At 60.6% G+C, this 20,984-nt stretch carries 18 protein-coding genes and 1 tRNA gene; 17 read left to right on the top strand and 2 right to left on the bottom strand.

Annotated features, from left to right (window positions below):
* Together ACWR1S_RS28780 and ACWR1S_RS28775 are read right to left on the bottom strand one after the other, a co-directional pair.
* On the bottom strand, window positions 1-1,075 hold a 1,075-nt coding region (locus tag ACWR1S_RS28780; protein WP_454565872.1), incomplete at its 3' end, for a PAS domain-containing protein.
* A 74-nt stretch (window positions 1,076-1,149) separates the two neighbouring features.
* The gene (locus tag ACWR1S_RS28775) at window positions 1,150-2,034 is read right to left on the bottom strand and encodes a LysR family transcriptional regulator (RefSeq protein ID WP_220558417.1); all 885 of its coding nucleotides are present in this window, start codon (window positions 2,032-2,034) and stop codon (window positions 1,150-1,152) included.
* Window positions 2,035-2,174: 140 nt separating this feature from the next.
* Here ACWR1S_RS28775 and leuC point away from each other — a divergent pair, with 140 nt between their 5' ends.
* The 17 genes from leuC (at window position 2,175) to ACWR1S_RS28690 (ending at window position 20,984) form a co-directional block, all read left to right on the top strand.
* Window positions 2,175-3,593, top strand: coding sequence for a 3-isopropylmalate dehydratase large subunit (gene leuC, locus ACWR1S_RS28770; protein ID WP_016984527.1), 1,419 nt, complete (start codon window positions 2,175-2,177; stop codon window positions 3,591-3,593).
* An 11-nt stretch (window positions 3,594-3,604) separates the two neighbouring features.
* On the top strand, window positions 3,605-4,249 hold the full coding sequence (gene leuD, locus ACWR1S_RS28765; RefSeq protein ID WP_007913445.1) for a 3-isopropylmalate dehydratase small subunit: 645 nt from the start codon (window positions 3,605-3,607) through the stop codon (window positions 4,247-4,249).
* A gap of 146 nt (window positions 4,250-4,395) precedes the next feature.
* Complete coding sequence (locus tag ACWR1S_RS28760; RefSeq protein ID WP_454565871.1) at window positions 4,396-5,163, top strand: class I SAM-dependent methyltransferase; 768 nt, start codon at window positions 4,396-4,398, stop codon at window positions 5,161-5,163.
* Between the two features lie 54 nt (window positions 5,164-5,217).
* On the top strand, window positions 5,218-6,300 hold the full coding sequence (gene leuB / locus ACWR1S_RS28755) for a 3-isopropylmalate dehydrogenase (protein WP_034152771.1): 1,083 nt from the start codon (window positions 5,218-5,220) through the stop codon (window positions 6,298-6,300).
* 66 nt (window positions 6,301-6,366) lie between these two features.
* Complete coding sequence (asd, locus tag ACWR1S_RS28750) at window positions 6,367-7,479, top strand: aspartate-semialdehyde dehydrogenase (protein ID WP_007913448.1); 1,113 nt, start codon at window positions 6,367-6,369, stop codon at window positions 7,477-7,479.
* 244 nt (window positions 7,480-7,723) lie between these two features.
* Window positions 7,724-8,734, top strand: a complete 1,011-nt coding sequence (locus tag ACWR1S_RS28745) for an aspartate-semialdehyde dehydrogenase (protein ID WP_454565870.1) — start codon at window positions 7,724-7,726, stop codon at window positions 8,732-8,734.
* A gap of 208 nt (window positions 8,735-8,942) precedes the next feature.
* Window positions 8,943-11,582, top strand: a complete 2,640-nt coding sequence (locus ACWR1S_RS28740) for a FimV/HubP family polar landmark protein (RefSeq protein ID WP_454565869.1) — start codon at window positions 8,943-8,945, stop codon at window positions 11,580-11,582.
* Between the two features lie 269 nt (window positions 11,583-11,851).
* Window positions 11,852-12,676, top strand: coding sequence for a tRNA pseudouridine(38-40) synthase TruA (gene truA / locus ACWR1S_RS28735; RefSeq protein WP_034152768.1), 825 nt, complete (start codon window positions 11,852-11,854; stop codon window positions 12,674-12,676).
* A gap of 65 nt (window positions 12,677-12,741) precedes the next feature.
* The gene (locus ACWR1S_RS28730; protein WP_454565868.1) at window positions 12,742-13,368 is read left to right on the top strand and encodes a phosphoribosylanthranilate isomerase; all 627 of its coding nucleotides are present in this window, start codon (window positions 12,742-12,744) and stop codon (window positions 13,366-13,368) included.
* Between the two features lie 204 nt (window positions 13,369-13,572).
* A complete protein-coding gene (gene accD / locus ACWR1S_RS28725; RefSeq protein WP_454565867.1) occupies window positions 13,573-14,493 on the top strand; it encodes an acetyl-CoA carboxylase, carboxyltransferase subunit beta in 921 nt (306 codons plus the stop codon).
* Window positions 14,490-15,797, top strand: a complete 1,308-nt coding sequence (gene folC, locus ACWR1S_RS28720) for a bifunctional tetrahydrofolate synthase/dihydrofolate synthase (RefSeq protein WP_454565866.1) — start codon at window positions 14,490-14,492, stop codon at window positions 15,795-15,797. The genes accD and folC overlap by 4 nt, the downstream gene beginning before the upstream one ends.
* Window positions 15,781-16,428 (top strand): SPOR domain-containing protein, encoded by a 648-nt coding sequence (locus tag ACWR1S_RS28715; RefSeq protein WP_454565865.1) that lies wholly within the window; start codon window positions 15,781-15,783, stop codon window positions 16,426-16,428. Before folC ends, ACWR1S_RS28715 begins: the two co-directional genes overlap by 17 nt.
* 98 nt (window positions 16,429-16,526) lie before the next feature.
* Window positions 16,527-17,087: a CvpA family protein gene (locus tag ACWR1S_RS28710; RefSeq protein ID WP_007913461.1), complete on the top strand. Its 561-nt coding sequence runs from the start codon at window positions 16,527-16,529 to the stop codon at window positions 17,085-17,087.
* Between the two features lie 41 nt (window positions 17,088-17,128).
* Window positions 17,129-18,634, top strand: coding sequence for an amidophosphoribosyltransferase (purF, locus tag ACWR1S_RS28705; protein ID WP_007913462.1), 1,506 nt, complete (start codon window positions 17,129-17,131; stop codon window positions 18,632-18,634).
* 73 nt (window positions 18,635-18,707) lie between these two features.
* Complete coding sequence (locus tag ACWR1S_RS28700; RefSeq protein WP_454565864.1) at window positions 18,708-19,919, top strand: O-succinylhomoserine sulfhydrylase; 1,212 nt, start codon at window positions 18,708-18,710, stop codon at window positions 19,917-19,919.
* Complete coding sequence (locus tag ACWR1S_RS28695; RefSeq protein ID WP_008083223.1) at window positions 19,916-20,692, top strand: SDR family oxidoreductase; 777 nt, start codon at window positions 19,916-19,918, stop codon at window positions 20,690-20,692. The genes ACWR1S_RS28700 and ACWR1S_RS28695 overlap by 4 nt, the downstream gene beginning before the upstream one ends.
* Before the next feature lie 216 nt (window positions 20,693-20,908).
* Window positions 20,909-20,984: transfer RNA gene (locus ACWR1S_RS28690), tRNA-Val, on the top strand.

Raw genomic sequence — 20,984 nt, 5'->3', positions numbered from 1 at the left:
GCTGATAATTGCCCGCCGGGCCTTCGCGCAGGCTGCGGTAGGCGTCGCGCATGCTGTCGCGTTCTTCGCCGGGCACACCTTCGAAAAACTCTTCGAACGATTCATGAAACGGTTTCGGCTCCAGCCCGTGCAATTGCGCGGCCCGCGCCGAGCCGTAGAGCATGCCGCTGGGAATGTGCCAGTCCCAGGTGCCGAGTTGTGCCGAGTCCAGTGCCAGATCGAGACGTTCCTGGCTGTCCTTCAAGGCGTGTTCGGCGGCTTTGCGTTCGGTGGTGTCGAGGAAGGTGCTGAGCAGATACGGCTGGCCTTCGAGTTCGACTTTCTGTGCACTGAGAATGCCGTCGTGAATCTGCCCATTGCTGGCGCGAAACTGCACTTCCATGCTGATCAGTTCGCCCTTGGCCTTGGTCTTTTTGATCAGTTCGCCGCGTTGCTCGGGATGCACCCACAAGCCCAGTTCCAGGGTGGTACGGCCGATGGCGCTCTGCACCGGCCAGCCAAACAGGCTTTCGAAGTACTGATTGGCTTCGCTGATCAGGCCGTCTTCCTGGCGGGTCAGCAGGACCATGTTCGGGCACAGGTGAAAAAGTGTCGCGAAACGTTTCTCCGAGCTGCTCAGGGCTTGTTCGCGTTGGCGCTGGTGGGTGATTTCACGAATCACCCCGATCATTCGGGGGCGGCCGTTTTTATCCGGCAGCAGGCTGCCGCTGATCTCCAGCCAGTGCAGACTACCGTCGGGCCAGCGGATGCGGTGGTGCATCGCTTGTTCCAGCGGCGCACCGGCAATCACCGCGTGGAAGGCGCGCACGGTTTTCGCGCGATCTTCCGGCGGCAGCAAGTCGAGGTATTCCAGATCTTCGGGCAGCGGTTGCCGAGGATCGAAGCCGAACAATGCCTGGGTGCCACGCGACCAACTGATCTGCCCGCGCTCTATGTCCCAATACCAGGCGCCGAGCCGCGCGCCGTTGAGCGCGGCGAGCAATTGCGGCGCGCTTTCCCAGCTCTGCTCGGAATGACGCGGGTCAATCGCCTGAATACGCGGCATCGGCGGAATTCGGTCAACAGATTTCGGCATTGTGGACAAGCCTTGAGCTGAGGGTGACGTTAGGCACAGGGGCAGCGGCTCTATAGGAGTAGCACAAGTTGGCCTCAAGTCCCTGGCAGATCGATTTGTGCATCCAATAAGGCCATAAAGGCCCGTGCCGCATTCGAGAGCGTCCGTTCAGTGTGCAGGATATAGCCTAGCTGGCGACTGAGCTGTATGCCCGGCAATACGATGCTTGCCACCTGTTCATCGAGCATGGTGCGTGGCAACACGCTCCAGGCCAGACCGATCGAGACCATCATCTTGATGGTTTCCAGGTAGTTGGTGCTCATGGCGATGTTCGGCGTCAGGCCTTGGGCCTCGAACAAGCGTTGGACAATATGGTGAGTAAAGGTGTTGCCGCCGGGGAAAACCGCCGGATGACCGGCAATGTCGGCCAGACTGACGGCACCGTTATTGATCAGCGAATGCTCCGGGGCGACCACGAAATCCAGCGGGTCGTCCCACACGGGCGTGGCTTTGACCAGTGCGTGAGGTTCCGGCGCCAGGGTGATGACCGCCAGTTCGGCGCGGCCATGGAGAATTTCTTCGTAGGCCACTTCCGAATCGAGGAACTGAATATCCAGCGCAACTTGTGGGTAGCGGCGGGTGAATTCCCTTAACAGCGGCGGCAAACGGTGCAAACCGATGTGGTGACTGGTGGCCAGGGTCAGGCGCCCGCTGACTTCACCGGTCAGGTTGGTCAGGGCGCGGCGGGTGTCATCCAGCACGTTGAGAATCTGATAGGCCCGTGGCAGCAGGGCGCGGCCAGCCTCGGTCAGGCCGACTTCACGGCCCAGTCGATCAAACAAACGCACCTTCAATTGCTGCTCCAGACCGGCGATGCGTTTGCTGATTGCCGGCTGTGTCAGGTGCAAACGTTCGCCGGCGCCGGAGAAGCTGCCGGTCTCGGCAATCGCGATAAAAGCGTTGAGGTTGGCCAGATCCATGTTGGTATTCCAGTTGGTTATCCAAAGCATAAAAAATATGAATTTGAGTTATTTAATCTAACCCCATAGGATCGGCCTCACAAGCCAAAGGGTTATTGATAAGCCCAGGGCATAGAAACAAGCTGATGAGGAACCGTCTGATGGCCGGCAAAACGCTCTACGACAAGCTCTGGGATTCGCATTTGGTCAAGCAGCGCGACGATGGCTCGGCGCTGATCTATATCGATCGTCACATCATTCACGAAGTGACCTCGCCGCAAGCCTTTGAAGGCCTGCGTCTGGCCGGGCGCAAGCCTTGGCGCATCGATGCCAACATCGCGACCCCGGATCACAACGTACCGACCACCCCGGAACGCAAGGGCGGCATCGAAGCCATTGCCGACCAGGTCTCGCGTTTGCAGGTTCAGACCCTCGACGACAACTGCGATGAATACGGCATCGTCGAGTTCAAGATGAACGACGTCCGCCAAGGCATCGTCCACGTGATCAGCCCGGAGCAGGGCGCAACCTTGCCGGGCATGACCGTGGTCTGCGGCGACTCGCACACCTCGACCCACGGTGCGTTCGGCGCTTTGGCGCACGGTATCGGCACTTCCGAGGTCGAGCACGTGCTCGCCACCCAGTGCCTGGTCGCCAAGAAAATGAAAAACATGCTGGTGCGCGTTGAAGGGCAATTGCCGTTCGGCGTGACCGCCAAGGACATCGTCCTCGCAGTGATCGGCAAGATCGGCACCGCCGGCGGCAACGGCCACGCCATCGAGTTCGCTGGCAGCGCGATCCGCGATTTGTCCGTTGAAGGCCGCATGACCATCTGCAACATGTCCATCGAGGCCGGCGCCCGCGTCGGTCTGGTGGCTGCGGATCAGAAGACCGTCGATTACGTGAAGGGCCGTCCGTTTGCACCGAAAGGCGCTGAATGGGACATGGCCGTCGAAGCCTGGAAAGACCTGGTTTCCGACGCCGACGCCAAGTTCGACACCGTGGTCGAACTCGACGCTGCGCAGATCAAGCCGCAAGTGAGCTGGGGCACTTCGCCGGAAATGGTTTTGGCCGTTGATCAGAACGTGCCGGACCCGGCCAAGGAAATGGATCTGGTCAAGCGCGACTCGATCGTCCGCGCCTTGAAATACATGGGTTTGACCGCCAATCAGGCGATCACCGACATTCAGCTGGATCGCGTGTTTATCGGTTCCTGCACCAACTCGCGGATCGAAGACTTACGCGCTGCAGCGGTGATCGCCAAGGGCCGCAAGGTCGCTTCGACCATCAAGCAAGCGATCGTGGTGCCGGGCTCGGGTCTGGTCAAGGCGCAGGCTGAGGCCGAAGGTCTCGACAAGATTTTCCTCGAAGCCGGTTTCGAATGGCGTGAGCCGGGTTGCTCGATGTGCCTGGCGATGAACCCGGACCGTTTGGAGTCCGGCGAACATTGCGCCTCGACCTCCAACCGTAACTTCGAAGGCCGTCAGGGCGCCGGTGGCCGTACCCACCTCGTCAGCCCGGCCATGGCGGCGGCGGCAGCGGTGAATGGTCGTTTCATCGACGTTCGTGAATTGATTTAAAGGAGCGCAGCATGAAAGCTTTTACCCAGCACACTGGTCTTGTCGCGCCTTTGGATCGTGCCAACGTCGACACCGACCAAATCATTCCAAAGCAGTTCTTGAAGTCGATCAAGCGCACCGGTTTCGGCCCGAACCTGTTCGACGAGTGGCGCTACCTCGATGTCGGCCAGCCGTATCAGGACAACTCCAAGCGTCCGCTGAACAAGGACTTCGTCCTCAATGCCGAGCGTTATCAAGGCGCCAGCGTCTTGCTCGCTCGCGAGAACTTCGGTTGCGGCTCCAGCCGTGAACACGCGCCGTGGGCCCTGGAAGAATACGGTTTCCGCAGCATCATCGCGCCGAGCTACGCCGACATCTTCTTCAACAACAGCTTCAAGAACGGCTTGCTGCCGATCATCTTGAGCGACGCTGAAGTCGATGAATTGTTTAAGCAAGTTGAGGCCGAGCCGGGCTATCAATTGCAGGTCGATCTGCAGGCGCAGACCGTGACCCGTCCGGATGGCAAGGTGTACAGCTTCGAGATCGATGCGTTCCGCAAGCACTGCCTGTTGAACGGTCTGGACGATATCGGTTTGACCTTGCAGGACGGCGATGCGATTGCGACGTTTGAGGCCAAGCATCGTGTGAGCCAGCCGTGGTTGTTCCGCGACGCGTGATTGATTTGAGATTGATGTAGTCAGGGCTGGCCCCTTCGCGAGCAAGCTCGCTCCCACAGGGGAATGCATTTCAAATGTGGGAGCGAGCTTGCTCGCGAAGGCGGTAGTCCGGGCAATACAAGGCTAAAACCCAGAAGGAAGTGACCATGACCAGCACCGCCCAACACACTCAGGTCGTACAAAAGCAATTCGGTGAACAGGCCGCCGCCTACCTGAGCAGCGCCGTTCACGCTCAAGGCACCGAATTCGCGCTGCTACAGGCTGAGCTGAAAGGGCGGGGCAACGCCCGGGTGCTGGACTTGGGCTGCGGCGCCGGTCACGTCAGTTTCCACGTCGCACCGCTGGTCAAGGAAGTGGTCGCCTACGACCTGTCGCAGCAAATGCTCGACGTGGTCGCCGCCGCTGCCGTTGATCGCGGTTTCACCAACATTGCCACGGTCAACGGCGCCGCCGAGCGTCTGCCGTTTGCCGATGGCGAGTTCGACTTCGTGTTCAGCCGTTATTCGGCGCATCACTGGAGCGATCTCGGTGTGGCCCTGCGCGAAGTGCGTCGGGTGCTGAAGCCGGGCGGTGTGGCCGCGTTCGTTGACGTGTTGTCACCGGGCAGCCCATTGTTCGACACTTACCTGCAAAGCGTCGAAGTGCTGCGCGACACCAGTCATGTGCGCGATTATTCCGCCGCCGAATGGCTGCGGCAGGTCAGCGAGGCCGGTCTGCATGTGCGCAGTACCACGCGTCAGCGTCTGCGTCTGGAGTACACCAGCTGGGTTGAGCGCATGCGTACACCCGAAGTGATGCGCGCCGCGATCCGCCAGTTGCAGCAGTCGATGGGCAACGAAGTGCGCGAATATTTTGAGATTGATGCCGACGGCTCGTTCAGTACAGATGTCATCGTGCTGATGGCCGAGCGATAAGAATTTTTCCGGGCGTGCCGGTAAAGGCGCACCGACTGAAGACACGAGGAAAGCATGAGCAAGCAGATTCTGATTCTCCCAGGTGACGGTATTGGTCCGGAAATCATGGCCGAAGCGGTCAAGGTGCTGGAACTGGCCAACGACAAGTACAGCCTGGGCTTCGAGCTGAGCCATGACGTGATCGGTGGCGCCGCCATCGACAAGCACGGCGTGCCGCTGGCCGATGAAACCCTCGACCGCGCCCGCGCTGCTGACGCTGTACTGCTGGGTGCCGTTGGCGGTCCGAAATGGGACACCATCGAGCGTGACATCCGCCCTGAGCGCGGCCTGCTGAAAATCCGTGCGCAACTGGGCCTGTTCGGCAACCTGCGTCCGGCGATCCTGTATCCGCAACTGGCTGACGCTTCGAGCCTGAAGCCGGAAATCGTTGCCGGTCTGGACATCCTCATCGTCCGTGAGCTGACCGGTGGCATCTACTTCGGCGCGCCGCGCGGCACCCGTACTCTGGAAAACGGCGAGCGTCAGTCCTACGACACACTGCCGTACAGCGAGAGCGAAATCCGCCGCATCGCCCGTGTCGGTTTCGACATGGCCATGGTCCGTGGCAAAAAGCTCTGCTCGGTGGACAAGGCCAACGTGCTGGCGTCCAGCCAACTGTGGCGTGAAGTGGTCGAGCAAGTGGCCAAAGACTATCCGGAAGTCGAACTGAGCCACATGTACGTCGACAACGCCGCCATGCAACTGGTGCGCGCGCCGAAGCAGTTCGACGTGATCGTCACCGACAACCTGTTCGGCGACATCCTGTCCGACGAAGCGTCGATGCTCACCGGCTCCATTGGCATGTTGCCGTCGGCCTCGCTGGATTCCAACAACAAGGGCATGTACGAGCCTTGCCACGGTTCCGCTCCGGACATCGCCGGTAAAGGCATTGCCAACCCGTTGGCGACCATTCTGTCGGTGTCGATGATGCTGCGTTACAGCTTCAATCTGCATGACGCGGCCGATGCCATCGAAAAAGCCGTCAGTGTTGTGCTCGATCAAGGCCTGCGCACCGGTGACATCTATTCGGCCGGTTGCAGCAAAGTCGGTACGCAGGAAATGGGCGACGCAGTAGTCGCCGCGCTGCGGAATCTGTAATCTCTCGGGCCCGCTGCGAAATTCAATACAAAGCAGCGGCCCACTTTTCAAGAAGGTGTAGTTGCGATGAAACGTGTAGGTCTGATCGGTTGGCGCGGGATGGTCGGTTCCGTGCTCATGCAGCGGATGCTGGAAGAGCAGGATTTCGATCTAATCGAGCCGGTGTTTTTCACCACGTCCAACGTCGGTGGCCAAGGCCCGTCCGTGGGCAAGGACATTGCTCCGCTCAAGGATGCTTACAGCATTGACGAGCTGAAGACCCTCGACGTGATTCTGACCTGCCAGGGCGGCGACTACACCAGCGAAGTGTTCCCCAAGCTGCGCGAAGCCGGCTGGCAGGGTTACTGGATCGACGCGGCCTCGAGCCTGCGCATGAACGATGACGCGGTGATCATTCTTGATCCGGTCAACCGCAAGGTCATCGACCAGCAGCTCGACGCGGGCACCAAGAACTACATCGGCGGCAACTGCACCGTCAGCCTGATGCTGATGGGCCTGGGTGGTCTGTTCGAGGCCGGTCTGGTCGAGTGGATGAGCGCCATGACCTATCAGGCGGCCTCCGGTGCCGGCGCGCAGAACATGCGTGAACTGATCAAGCAAATGGGCGCAACCCACGCCGCTGTCGCCGATCAACTGGCCGATCCTGCCAGTGCGATCCTCGACATCGACCGTCGCGTTGCCGACGCCATGCGCAGCGAAGCGTACCCGACCGAAAATTTTGGCGTACCGCTGGCCGGCAGTCTGATCCCGTGGATCGACAAGGAACTGCCGAACGGCCAGAGCCGTGAAGAGTGGAAGGCCCAGGCCGAGACCAACAAGATTCTCGGTCGCTTCAAGAGCCCGATCCCGGTCGACGGCATCTGCGTGCGCATCGGCGCCATGCGCTGCCACAGCCAGGCGCTGACCATCAAGCTGAACAAAGACGTACCGATCGCCGATATCGAAGGGCTGATCAGCCAGCACAACCCTTGGGTCAAACTGGTGCCTAACCAGCGCGAAATCAGCATGCAGGAACTGAGCCCGACCAAGGTCACCGGCACCCTGAATGTTCCGGTCGGTCGTCTGCGCAAGCTGAACATGGGTTCGCAGTTCGTCGGTGCCTTCACCGTCGGCGACCAACTGCTGTGGGGCGCGGCCGAACCGCTGCGTCGCATGTTGCGGATTTTGCTTGAGCGTTGATTGCTTGAAGTAATGAAAGAGCCCGTGCCTTGAAAGGGGTGCGGGTTTTTTTATGCCGATCGTTCCCACGCTCTGCGTGGGAATGCATCCCGGGACGCTCCGCGTCCTTTTACGAGCCGAACGCAGAGCGTCCGATGCGGCATTCCCACGCAGAGCGTGGGAACGATCCTGGTGGGCAGAAATTGCCTGTGCGCCAGTCACCCGGTAAAGTGCCGCTCCCCCCGTTTCGCCAGAGGCTCGCACCATGACCCAGACCCTAGATATTGCCGTGATCGGCGCCACCGGTACTGTCGGCGAAACCCTCGTGCAGATTCTCGAAGAGCGCAGCTTCCCGGTCGGCAACCTGCACCTGCTGGCGAGCAGCGAATCCGCTGGCAGCTCGGTGCTGTTCCGCAACAAGAACGTGCGTGTACGCGAAGTCGATGAGTTCGATTTCAGCAAGGTCAAACTGGTGTTTTTCGCCGCAGGCCCGGCGATTACCCTGAGCTACGCCGCGCGTGCTCACGCCGCCGGTTGCTCGCTGATCGACCTGTCCGGCGCCTTGCCGGCCGATCAGGCACCGCAAGTGGTGCCGGAAGCCAACGACGCAGTACTCGCCAGTTTGAAAGCGCCGTTCCAGGTCAGCAGCCCAAGCCCGTCGGCCACTTCGCTCGCGGTAGTACTGGCGCCGCTGCTCGGTCTGATCGACCTGCAATACGTCAATGTCACTGCCAATCTGGCCGTTTCCGCGCAGGGGCGTGAGGCCGTTGCCGAACTCGCGCGGCAAACCGCCGAGCTGCTGAACATGCGCCCATTGGAGCCGACTTTCTTTGATCGGCAGATGGCTTTCAACCTGCTGGCCCAGGTCGGCACGCCTGACGCGCAGGGCCATACGCTGCTGGAAAAACGTCTGGTGCGCGAGCTGCGTCAGGTGCTGGCGCTGCCTTTATTAAAGATTTCCGCAACTTGCGTTCAAGCCCCGGTGTTTTTTGGCGATAGCTTTAGCGTGACCTTGCAGTCAGCACAGGCTGTCGACCTGGAAAAAGTCAACGCTGCACTCGAAGCAGCGCCGGGCATTGAGCTGGTCGAGGCCGGTGATTACCCGACTGCAGTCGGTGACGCGGTAGGGCAGGACGTTGTCTATGTCGGACGCGTGCGCAGTGGTGTCGACGACTCGGCGGAACTTAATCTGTGGCTGACGTCAGATAACGTACGCAAAGGCGCGGCCCTTAACGCTGTGCAGGTGGCTGAGTTGTTGATAAAAGACCTGCTGTAAAAGATACTTGGCAACAATTTGTCGACTGATTCTAGGTGAGCGCTATGCTTGCCCGGATTGCTCGATAACGTGTCACCCTCCGGGACATTCCGGGGCATCAAAGAAATGATCGCGCGCGGCATCCGTCGTCGTCGCGCGCAATGCCTTACGGCAGCGGTATTCAACATCTTCTCGCTGGCCGAGGAACGTTCAAACAAAGGATGAGGCTATGGTTCAAGTTCGCAAACTGGTGTTAGCAATAGCGGCCGCCTCGGCGCTGTCCTCCGGTATGGCGCATGCCCTCGGGCTCGGGGAGCTGACCCTGAAGTCGACCCTGAACCAGCCGCTGGTGGCTGAAATCGAGTTGCTCGACGTCAAGGATCTCACCGCTGCCGAAGTGGTGCCGAGCCTGGCTTCCCCTGAAGATTTCGCCAAGGCCGGTGTTGATCGCCAAGCCTTCCTCAATGACCTGACCTTCACGCCGGTACTCAACGCCAGCGGCAAAAGCGTGCTGCGCGTGACCTCGAGCAAGCCGCTGTCGGAACCGATGGTGAAATTTCTCGTGCAGGTGATGTGGCCAAATGGCCGTCTGCTGCGCGACTACAGCGTGCTGCTGGATCCATCGAAGTTCTCGCCGCAGACCGCTGATGCCGCCGCGCAACCGGCGCCGTCGCCGACCATCGCTGCGCCGACCACCGGCGCCACGCACCCGAGCCAATACACCACCACGCCGCGCGACACTCTGTGGGAAATCGCCGCGAAGGCGCGCAGTGGCGGTTCGGTGCAGCAGACCATGCTGGCCATTCAAGCGCTGAACCCGGACGCGTTTATCGGCGGTAACATCAACCGACTGAAAACCGGCCAGGTGTTACGTCTGCCGGATGCGGTGCAAAGCACTGCGCTGCCACAATCGAAAGCGATTGCCGAAGTCGCTGCGCAGAACGAAGCCTGGCGTCAGGGGCGTCGTTATGTAGCCAAGCCGGGCACCGGTCAGCAGCAGCTCGATGCGACCAATCGTGGTCGCGGCAATACCGGTGCTGCACAGAATGCCCAGGACAATCTGAGTCTGGTCTCCGCCGAAAGCGCCAAGGCGCGCGGCAAAGGCCCGGCGGGTGACGCCAAAGCCTTGAGCAACAAACTCGCGGTCACTCAGGAAAGCCTCGACACGACCCGTCGTGACAACGAGGAACTGAAAAGCCGCATGTCCGATCTGCAAAGCCAGTTGGACAAGCTGCAAAAACTGATCGAGCTGAAAAACAATCAGCTGGCGAAATTGCAGGCCGAAGGGGCGGGCGCTGCGCCGGCCACCAATCCTGCCGCGCCAGCCGTTCCTGCAATCACGGCTGAACTGGCCGCGACTCCGCCTGCCACCCCGGCAGAAGCGGCGCCGACGCCAGAGTCGGCGATTGCGCCACCGGCTGAAACACCGGTTGAACCCCTTGTTGCGCCGAAGCCTCCTGTCGATGAAGAGAAAACCTTCAACGAGCTGCTGACCAATCCGATCCTGCTGGGTCTGATCGGTGGCGGTGCTGTGGTTCTGGCGCTCCTGCTGTTGCTGCTGGCACGTCGCCGCAAAGCTCAGCAGGAAGCCGAGAAACATCTGCGCATGGCCCGTGCCCTGTCGGAAGAACAAGAGTTCTCCGCCGAGCAGGATCTGCCGGAAAGCAGCTTCGAAGGTCTGGAAACCCCGGCGGCCAGCGTCAAGCTCAACACCCCGGCACCTGCTCCGGCACCGGTAGTGGCTCCGGTAGTCGCGCCGATCGTGATGGCTGAACCGATTGCTGCGCCGCTGGTGGCGCCGGCCGCCGAACGTTCCGATGACGTGCTCGACAAAGCGCAGTCGCATATCAATGCCGGTCGTTTGAATCAGGCTGCCGCGCTGCTCGAAGAGGGCGTCAGCCTCGAGCCGCAGCGCAGTGACCTGCGTCTGAAGCTGATGGAAGTCTACGGTCAGCAGGGCGACCGCGATGCCTTCGTCGGTCAGGAGCGTCAGTTGGTCGCCAACGGCGACAACTTCGCCAAGGTCGAAGAGCTGAAAAGCCGCTTCCCGGCCATGGCCGTCGTCGCTGCGGCGGGTCTGGCCGCTGCTGCCGTGGCTGCCGAGCTGGACGCGCAGTACGTCAAGGATCTGCTGCTGGATGAGCCTGAAACACCGGCGCCGGCGCCAGTGGAAGACGATCTGGACAGCGCGTTTGACCTGAGCCTGGACGATCTCGACAACATCACCCCGGTAGAGCCTGCGCCGGTGGTTGAGCCTGAAGCGCCGGTCGAGCTGGACGAGTTTCCAGCGGACGACGACCTGAGCTTTGAATCGGTTCTGCAGCAGCAGACCGAGATCAAAGAGAATCTGGATGATCTGTCGGACTTCGACCTGGATATGGATCTGGGGGCCGAGCCGGCGCCTGCGGTTGATCTGGCGGACGATGACTTCCTGCTGGATCTGGACGAAGGCGTGAAGGATCTGTCGCCGGTCGAGCCGCCGGTGGTGGCTGACGTGCCTCAGGATGATCTGGAGCTGCCGGCCGATTTCGATCTGTCGCTGGCCGATGAAATGGACAGCAACCCAGCGGCCGAACCTGATGCATTCACGACCGAGCTGGATGATGTCAACGCCGAGCTGGATCGTCTGTCGCAAACCATTGCAGAGCCGACCTTCACTGAAGCCGATGCAATGAAGGGTGATGATCTTGGCGAGGATGATTTCGACTTCCTCGCTGGCACCGATGAAGCGGCGACCAAGCTCGATCTGGCTCAGGCCTACATCGACATGGGCGACAGCGACGGTGCGCGCGACATCCTCAACGAAGTGTTGACCGAGGGTGACGCGAAGCAGCGTGGCGAGGCCAAGGACATGCTCTCGAGCTTGTAGTAAGTCCAGCGGTAAACGAAAACGGCAGCCCGGTGAGGCTGCCGTTTTTGTTTGGGCGGGATCCAGTGGTGTCTGATCCACCGCTTTCGCGAGCAAGCTCGCTCCCACATTTGGAATGCGTTCCCCTGTAGGAGTGAGCCTGCTCGCGATAGGGCCAGAACTGCCAATAGAGAACTCTGGCATCCCTGAACCACAGCCTTATAATGCCCGCCTTTGCACAAACAGCAGGCTGTCCCACCTTGGCAAACATAGATAACCCGGTCGCCGAAATGGCCCCCGACGGCTTTTACCGCGTCGCGCTGGGCGTTGAGTACAAAGGCTCGCGCTACAGCGGCTGGCAGCGTCAGTTGACGGGTGTGGCGACGGTGCAGGAAGAACTCGAAAAAGCCCTGTCGAAAGTCGCCAATTCGCCGGTTTCGCTGCAGTGCGCCGGGCGCACTGATGCGGGCGTGCATGCCTGCGGGCAAGTGGTGCACTTTGATACGACGGTCGATCGTTCGCTGAAGGCCTGGGTCATGGGCGCCAATATCAATCTGCCGCATGACATCAGCGTCAGTTGGGCGCGGGTGATGCCGGCGCATTTTCACGCGCGGTTCAAAGCTATCGCGCGGCGTTATCGCTATGTGATCTACAACGATCAGATCCGCCCGGCGCATCTCAACGAAGAAATCACCTGGAACCACCGCCCGCTCGACGTCGAGCGCATGGCCGAGGCCGCGCAGTACCTGATCGGCACCCATGATTTCAGTGCGTTCCGTGCCGGCCAGTGCCAGGCCAAGTCGCCGATCAAGAAGATGCATCACCTGCGTGTGACCCGTCACGGCAAGATGATCGTGCTCGATATTCGCGCCAATGCCTTCCTGCATCACATGGTGCGCAATATCGCTGGCGTGCTGATGACCATCGGCGCCGGCGAGCGCCCGGTGGAGTGGATGAAGGAAGTGCTGGAGAGCCGCGAGCGCCGTTCTGGTGGCGTTACGGCGCATCCGTACGGTCTGTATCTGGTGCAGGTCGAGTATCACGATGAATTCCCGTTGCCCGAGCGTTTTATCGGGCCACATTTCCTTACGGGTTTCTCCGAACTTGACGGCTGACGCCCTCGAACGCTTTTGTTACCATCCGGGACTTTCCCGGATTTTGCCTCGGAGTTTTTCTCGATATGTCAGCCGTTCGCAGCAAGATCTGCGGGATTACCCGCATAGAAGATGCGCTGGCCGCCGTTGAGGCCGGGGCAGATGCGATCGGGTTCGTGTTCTACGCCAAGAGTCCACGTGTGGTAACGGTACAGCAGGCGCGGGCGATCATTCAGGCATTGCCGCCGTTTGTGACCACAGTAGGCCTGTTCGTCAACGCCAGCCGCTGCGAGTTGGGGGAAATCCTCGATGCCGTGCCGCTGGATCTGTTGCAGTTCCATGGCGATGAAGCTGCTGACGATTGCGAAGGCTGGCATCGTCCGTACATCAAAGCGTTGCGGGTCAAGGCCGGTGATGACATCGCAGCAGCGGTGGCTGCCTATCCGAGCGCCAGTGGCGTGCTGCTAGACACGTACGTCGAAGGTGTGCCCGGCGGAACCGGTGAGGCGTTTGACTGGTCATTGATTCCGCAAGGTTTGAGCAAACCGCTGATTCTGGCGGGTGGCTTGACCCCGGAGAACGTTGCAGGCGCCGTGGCTCGGGTGAAACCTTACGCGGTAGACGTCAGTGGTGGGGTAGAGGCGAGCAAGGGCATCAAGGATCACGCAAAGATTCGCGCGTTCATCAACGCGGTACGCAAAGCGCCATATTGATGTGACGGCTGGCAGTCTGCCGCCGTCCATCAATGCACTTGCACAAAGCAGGCGCGGCTGAGGGTTTCTGGATCGCACGCAGGTCATGTTTCGCGCTGACCGTGGCAATCCGGCAACCATCGCCACACACATGAATTTAGCTGAAGGGCATACGCGGGGCTGCGAACCAGAGCGTTCGGGCCGCCGGTACTGGAGAAAGAAAGCATGAGCAACTGGTTAGTAGACAAACTGATCCCTTCGATCATGCGTTCCGAGGTCAAGAAGAGCTCGGTGCCTGAAGGTCTGTGGCACAAGTGCCCGTCTTGCGAGGCGGTGCTGTATCGTCCAGAGCTGGAAAAGACCCTGGACGTTTGCCCTAAGTGCAACCACCACATGCGCATCGGCGCACGTGCACGCATCGACATCTTCCTCGATGCTGAAGGTCGCAGCGAACTGGGGGCCGATCTGGAGCCGGTAGATCGTCTGAAATTCCGCGACGGCAAGAAGTACAAGGATCGTCTGACCGCCGCACAGAAGCAGACCGGCGAAAAAGATGCGCTGATCTCGGTCAGTGGCACCTTGCTGGGCATGCCAGTGGTGGTTTCGGCCTTTGAATTCGCTTTCATGGGCGGTTCCATGGGTGCCATCGTCGGTGAGCGCTTCGTACGCGCCGCCAACTACGCGCTGGAAAACCGCTGCCCGATGATCTGCTTCGCCGCCTCCGGTGGTGCGCGCATGCAGGAAGCGCTGATCTCGCTGATGCAGATGGCCAAGACTTCGGCTGTGCTGGCGCGTCTGCGTGAAGAAGGCATTCCGTTCATCTCCGTACTGACCGACCCGGTCTACGGTGGTGTTTCCGCAAGTCTGGCGATGCTTGGCGACGTGATCGTTGGTGAGCCGAAAGCCCTGATCGGCTTCGCTGGCCCGCGCGTTATCGAACAAACCGTACGTGAGAAGCTGCCGGAAGGCTTCCAGCGCAGCGAATTCCTGCTGGAGCACGGCGCGATCGACATGATCATCCACCGTCAGGAACTGCGCCCGCGTCTGGGTAACCTGCTGGCACAAATGACTGGCAAGCCGACGCCGAAATTCGTCGCCGCGCCAATCGAGCCGATTGTGGTTCCTCCGGTACCTGCTGGCCTATGACCGAGCGCACCCTTGGCGAATGGCTCGCCTACCTTGAGCAGTTGCATCCGTCGGCCATCGACATGGGCCTGGAGCGTTCGCAACAGGTAGCGTCCCGCATGGGGCTGGGCCAGCCGGCGCCTCGGGTGATCACGGTCACTGGCACCAACGGCAAGGGTTCGACCTGCGCTTTCGTGGCTTCATTGCTGCGCGCGCAGGGGCTGAGCGTTGGTGTCTACAATTCCCCGCACCTGCTGCGCTATAACGAGCGGGTGCAGCTCAATGGCGTCGAAGCCACTGACGCGCAGCTGTGCGCAGCCTTTGCAGCAGTCGAGGCCGGGCGCGGCGACACCTCCCTGACTTACTTCGAAATGGGCACCCTCGCGGCGTTCTGGCTGTTTCAACAGGCCGGACTCGATGCGGTGGTGCTGGAAGTCGGGCTGGGCGGGCGTCTGGACACGGTCAACGTGGTCGATGCCGACATCGCGCTGGTCACCAGCATTGGCGTCGATCACGCCGATTATCTGGGCGACACCCGCGAATCCGTGGCTTTCGAGAAAGCCGGAATTTTCCGTCAGGGCAAACCTGCCTTGTGTGGCGATCTCAATCCTCCGCAACCGTTGCTCGACAAGGCGCGCGAACTGGCCTGTCCGTTCTTCCTGCGCGGGCGCGACTTCGATCTCGGCATGACCGATCAGCACTGGCAATGGCGCGGCACCGATGCGCAGGGTCAAGTGGTTGAGCTGCGTGACTTGCCGCTGCTCGATCTGCCGATGGAAAACGCCGCGCTGGCGTTGCAGGCGTATCTGCTGCTCGGCTTGCCGTGGAATGGGTCGCAGATTGTCGCGGCGTTGCAGGCCACTCGCGTGGTCGGGCGACTGGATCGCCGCTCGTTCGAGTGGAACGGCAAGCGCCTGAATCTGTTGCTGGATGTGGGTCACAACCCGCACGCCGCCGAGTATCTGGCTCGTCGTTTGGCTGCGCGGCCACCGGTCGGCAAGCGCCTGGCGGTGTTCGGTCTGCTGGCCGACAAGGATCTGGATGGTGTTGTCGGCGAATTGAATGCTAGTGTCGAGCATTGGGCCGTCGCGCCGCTGGATTCGCCGCGTGCTCGCCCGGTGGCTGAATTGCATGCAGCGCTGCAGAACCTTGGCGCTTCTGTCACGTCTTACGACGGTGTCGCGGCCGCGCTGGAAGGGCAGTGCGCCGTGGCAACCAGTGACGACGAGATTCTGTTGTTCGGATCATTTTATTGTGTTGCCGAGGCCCTTGAATGGCTGGCCCGGCGCTCCACGGAGGAAGCGGCAAATGGCTTTGCTGGATAAAGCGTACAAGCAGCGCATGGTTGGCGCTTTGGTGCTGGTCGCGCTGGCGGTGATCTTCCTGCCGATGCTGTTTTCCCGTCAGGATGAGCAGCGTCAGGTGACTGTCGATGCTCCGGCCGCTCCGCAGGCGCCTGTGGTGCCGCAAGTGCAAATGGAAACGGTGGCCGTGCCTGAGCCGCAAACCTTGCCGCAAGAACCTGTGCCGACGGATGAAGAAGTCGCAGAAGAAACGGCGCCCGTTGCGCCGGCGCCGGCGCCGACAGCGCCCATTATGATCACCAAGCCTGTTGCGCCGCCCGCGGTGGCCAAGCCGATTCCGGCACCTGCTCAGCCGATCACTGCGGCCTCGAGCAAGCCTGACACCACGCAAAGCCGCGTCGATGCCAACGGTCTGTCGGTGAGCTGGTCGGTGCAACTGGCCAGTCTGTCGAGTCGTGCCAGCGCCGAAAGCCTGCAGAAAACCCTGCGCAGCCAAGGCTATAACGCGTACATCCGTTCCGCCGATGGCAAGAATCGGGTGTTTGTCGGTCCGTTGATCGAGCGTGCCGAGGCTGATCGTCTGCGTGATCTGTTGGGCCGTCAGCAGAACCTCAAGGGGTTTGTCGTGCGCTTCCAGCCTGAGCGCGGCTAAAAACTATCGCGCCGATTGAAATGCACTGACAATCGCAGCTTACCGAGAGGCATGCGCTCTGCTAAAATGCGCCGCCTTATCCGTCTGTAGGCTGCACTGTGCCATTTACCTGGGTTGACTGGGCGATCGTTGCAATCATCGCCATCTCCGCTTTGATCAGTTTGAGCCGCGGCTTCGTCAAGGAAGCATTATCGCTGGTGACCTGGATCATCGCAGGAGTCGTCGCCTGGATGTTCGGTGGCTCACTGTCCGAGTACCTCGCCGGATACATCGAAACCCCATCGGCTCGCGTGATCGCGGGCTGTGCCATCATGTTTGTCGCCACACTGATCGTGGGCGCAATGATCAATTATCTTATCGGCGAGTTGGTTCGCGTCACCGGGTTGTCCGGGACCGATCGATTCCTCGGCATGGCCTTCGGCGCTGCGCGTGGCGTGTTGCTGGTGGTCGTGGCGGTCGGGCTGTTGAGCCTGGGGCCGGTACAGCAGGACGGGTGGTGGAAAGAATCACAGCTCGTACCAAAATTTCTATTGGTCGCTGATTGGTCCAAAAACCTGATTCTCGGGTGGAGCAGTCAGTGGCTTGCCAGCGGAATCAGCGTACCCGCTGATATTCCGTTCAAGGAACAACTCTTGCCGTCGGCGAAAACGCCTCAGTGAGTGTTGTTCAGTTCAGATCCATTAAGTAGGGGTTGCGTCGCATGTGTGGCATCGTCGGTATCGTCGGTAAGTCGAACGTCAATCAGGCGCTGTATGACGCGCTAACCGTGCTCCAGCACCGCGGCCAGGACGCTGCCGGTATCGTCACCAGCCATGATGGCCGGTTGTTCCTGCGCAAGGACAATGGCCTGGTGCGTGACGTGTTTCAACAGCGTCACATGCAGCGTCTGGTCGGCCACATGGGTATCGGCCACGTCCGTTACCCGACCGCGGGCAGCTCGACCTCGGCCGAAGCCCAACCGTTTTACGTCAACTCGCCTTACGGCATCACCCTGGCGCACAACGGTAACCTGACCAACGTTGAACAGTTGGCCAAAGAGATCTACGAATCCGATCTGCGTCACGTCAACACCAGTTCCGACTCGGAAGTGCTGCTGAACGTGTTTGCCCACGAGCTGGCCCAGCGCGGCAAGCTGCAGCCGACCGAAGAAGACGTGTTTGCCGCCGTGACCGACGTGCACAACCGTTGCGTCGGCGGTTATGCCGTTGTGGCGATGGTCACCGGTTACGGCATCGTCGGTTTCCGTGACCCGCATGGCATCCGTCCAATCGTGTTCGGTCAGCGTCACACCGACGAAGGCGTCGAGTACATGATCGCCTCGGAAAGCGTTTCGCTGGACGTGCTCGGTTTCACCCTGATTCGCGACCTGGCCCCGGGTGAAGCGGTCTACATCACTGAAGACGGCAAGCTGCACACCCGTCAGTGCGCGACCAACCCGTCCCTGACCCCGTGCATCTTCGAACACGTCTACCTGGCGCGTCCGGATTCGATCATCGACGGCGTGTCGGTCTACAAGGCCCGTCTGCGCATGGGTGAGAAGCTCGCCGAGAAGATCCTGCGCGAGCGTCCAGAGCACGACATCGACGTGGTTATCCCGATCCCGGACACCAGCCGTACCGCGGCACTGGAGCTGGCCAACCACTTGGGCGTGAAATTCCGCGAAGGTTTCGTCAAGAACCGTTACATCGGTCGTACCTTCATCATGCCGGGCCAGGCGGCTCGCAAAAAATCGGTACGTCAGAAGCTCAACGCCATCGAGCTGGAATTCCGCGGCAAGAACGTGATGCTGGTCGACGACTCGATCGTTCGTGGCACCACGTGCAAGCAGATCATCCAGATGGCCCGCGAAGCCGGCGCGAAAAACGTCTACTTCTGCTCGGCCGCTCCGGCGGTTCGCTTCCCGAACGTCTACGGCATCGACATGCCGAGCGCGCACGAACTGATCGCACACAACCGTTCGACTCAGGACGTGGCGGATCTGATCGGCGCTGACTGGCTGATCTATCAGGACTTGCCTGACTTGATCGAAGCGGTCGGCGGCGGCAAGATCAAGATCGAGAACTTCGATTGCGCAGTGTTCGACGGCAAGTACGTCACCGGCGACGTCGATGAGGCATACCTGAACAAGATCGAACAGGCGCGTAACGACTCCTCGAAGATCAAGACCCAGGCGGTCAGTGCGATCATCGATCTGTACAACAACTGAGTTTCTACCGGCCCTGAGGGGCCGGTTTTGTATCTGACTTTCAATTTTCGAGAACAGGGCAAGGAGTGACAGCATGAGTCAGGAATGGGATGCCGGTCGGCTGGACAGCGACCTTGAAGGCGTAGCGTTCGATACCCTGGCCGTACGTGCCGGTCAGCACCGTACGCCGGAAGGCGAGCACGGTGATCCGATGTTCTTCACCTCCAGCTACGTGTTCCGCACCGCTGCCGACGCGGCTGCGCGGTTTGCCGGGGAAGTGCCGGGCAACGTTTACTCGCGTTACACCAACCCGACCGTGCGTGCGTTCGAAGAGCGTATTGCTGCACTGGAAGGCGCTGAGCAAGCTGTTGCGACCGCCACCGGCATGGCGGCGATCCTGGCGGTGGTGATGAGCCTGTGCAGTGCTGGCGATCACGTGCTGGTCTCGCGCAGCGTATTCGGTTCGACCATCAGCCTGTTCGAGAAGTACTTCAAGCGTTTCGGTGTGGAAGTCGATTACGTGCCGCTGGCTGACCTTTCGGGTTGGGACGCGGCAATCAAGTCGAATACCAAGCTGCTTTTCGTCGAATCTCCGTCCAATCCTTTGGCTGAGCTGGTCGACATCACCGCACTGGCTGAAATCGCCCACGCCAAAGGCGCGATGCTGGTAGTCGACAACTGCTTCTGCACGCCAGCGTTGCAGCAGCCGCTGAAAATGGGCGCAGACATCGTCGTGCACTCGGCAACCAAGTTCATCGACGGTCAAGGCCGTTGCATGGGCGGCGTGGTTGCCGGTCGCAGTGAGCAGATGAAAGAAATCGTCGGCTTCCTGCGCACCGCCGGCCCGACCCTGAGCCCGTTCAATGCGTGGATCTTCCTCAAAGGTCTGGAAACCCTGAACCTGCGGATGAAGGCTCACTGCGCGAACGCCCAGGAACTGGCCGAATGGCTGGAGCAGCAGGAAGGCATCGAGAAGGTGCATTACGCCGGTCTCAAGAGCCATCCACAGCACGAGTTGGCCCAGCGCCAGCAAAAGGGCTTTGGTGCGGTGGTGAGCTTTGAGGTCAAGGGCGGCAAAGAGGGCGCCTGGCGCTTTATCGATGCCACCCGGTTGATTTCGATTACTGCCAACCTCGGTGACAGCAAAACCACCATCACGCACCCGAGCACCACCTCTCATGGTCGTCTGGCGCCGCAAGAGCGTGAAGCGGCGGGCATACGTGACAGCCTGATCCGCATTGCGGTCGGTCTGGAAGATGTGGCGGACCTGCAGGCCGATCTGGCGCGCGGTCTGGCAGCGTTGTGATCGAGTTGTCTACGCCGACAGCGGGCACCCATGGCCGCGTTGCGCTGGTCACGGGGGCCGCGCGCGGTATCGGTCTGGGGATCGCGGCATGGCTGATCAGCGAAGGCTGGCAGGTCGTGCTGACCGATCTGGATCGTGCGCGCGGCTCGAAAGTGGCGAAGGTGCTGGGTGAGAACGCCTGGTTCATCGCGATGGATGTTGCCGATGAGGGCCAGGTAGCACTCGGCGTTGCTGAAGTGCTCGGGCAGTTCGGTCGACTTGATGCGCTGGTCTGCAATGCGGCAGTCGCTGACCCACACAACATCACGCTGGAAAGCCTTGATCTGGCGTACTGGAATCGCGTGCTGGCGGTAAACCTCAGTGGGCCGATGTTGCTGGCCAAGCACTGTGCGCCGTATCTGCGCGCGCACAACGGTTCGATCGTCAATCTGGCTTCGACCCGAGCGCGCCAGTCGGAGGCGGACTCAGAAGCCTATGCGGCGAGCAAGGGAGGTTTGTTGGCGCTGACGCATGCGCTGGCGATCAGTCTGGGGCCGGAGATTCGCGTCAATGCCGTGAGTCCGGGCTGGATCGATGCGCGCGATCCTTCTGCGCGTCGGGCCGAGCCTTTGGCCGATGCCGATCATGCTCAGCATCCGGCGGGCAGGGTAGGGACGGTCGAGGACGTGGCGGCCATGGTTGCGTGGTTGCTGTCGAGGAATGCCGGGTTTGTCACCGGGCAGGAATTCGTCGTCGACGGCGGCATGACGAAAAAGATGATCTATAGCGAGTAGATCGCCTTTTTCTCTGAATTTGCGTTGGATGAACTGACGCCTTCGCGAGCAGGCTCGCTCCCACATTTGGAATGCATACCCCCTGTGGGAGCGGGCTCGCTCGCGAAAGCGGTTTTGCAGGATGGAAACAAATTCGTCTTTTTTAGAAAAACTTCAATCCTGCTATTGACTTAGGTTCGCTACCTGCGTAAATTTCGCGGCCTCGGAGATGCAAACGGGTGATTAGCTCAGCTGGGAGAGCGTCTGCCTTACAAGCAGAATGTCGGCGGTTCGATCCCGTCATCACCCACCA

It is taken from the genome of Pseudomonas sp. AIG (assembly GCF_977020205.1).
Note: the sequence above shows the minus strand (reverse complement) of the source record. Positions and strands in the feature narration are given on the sequence as shown.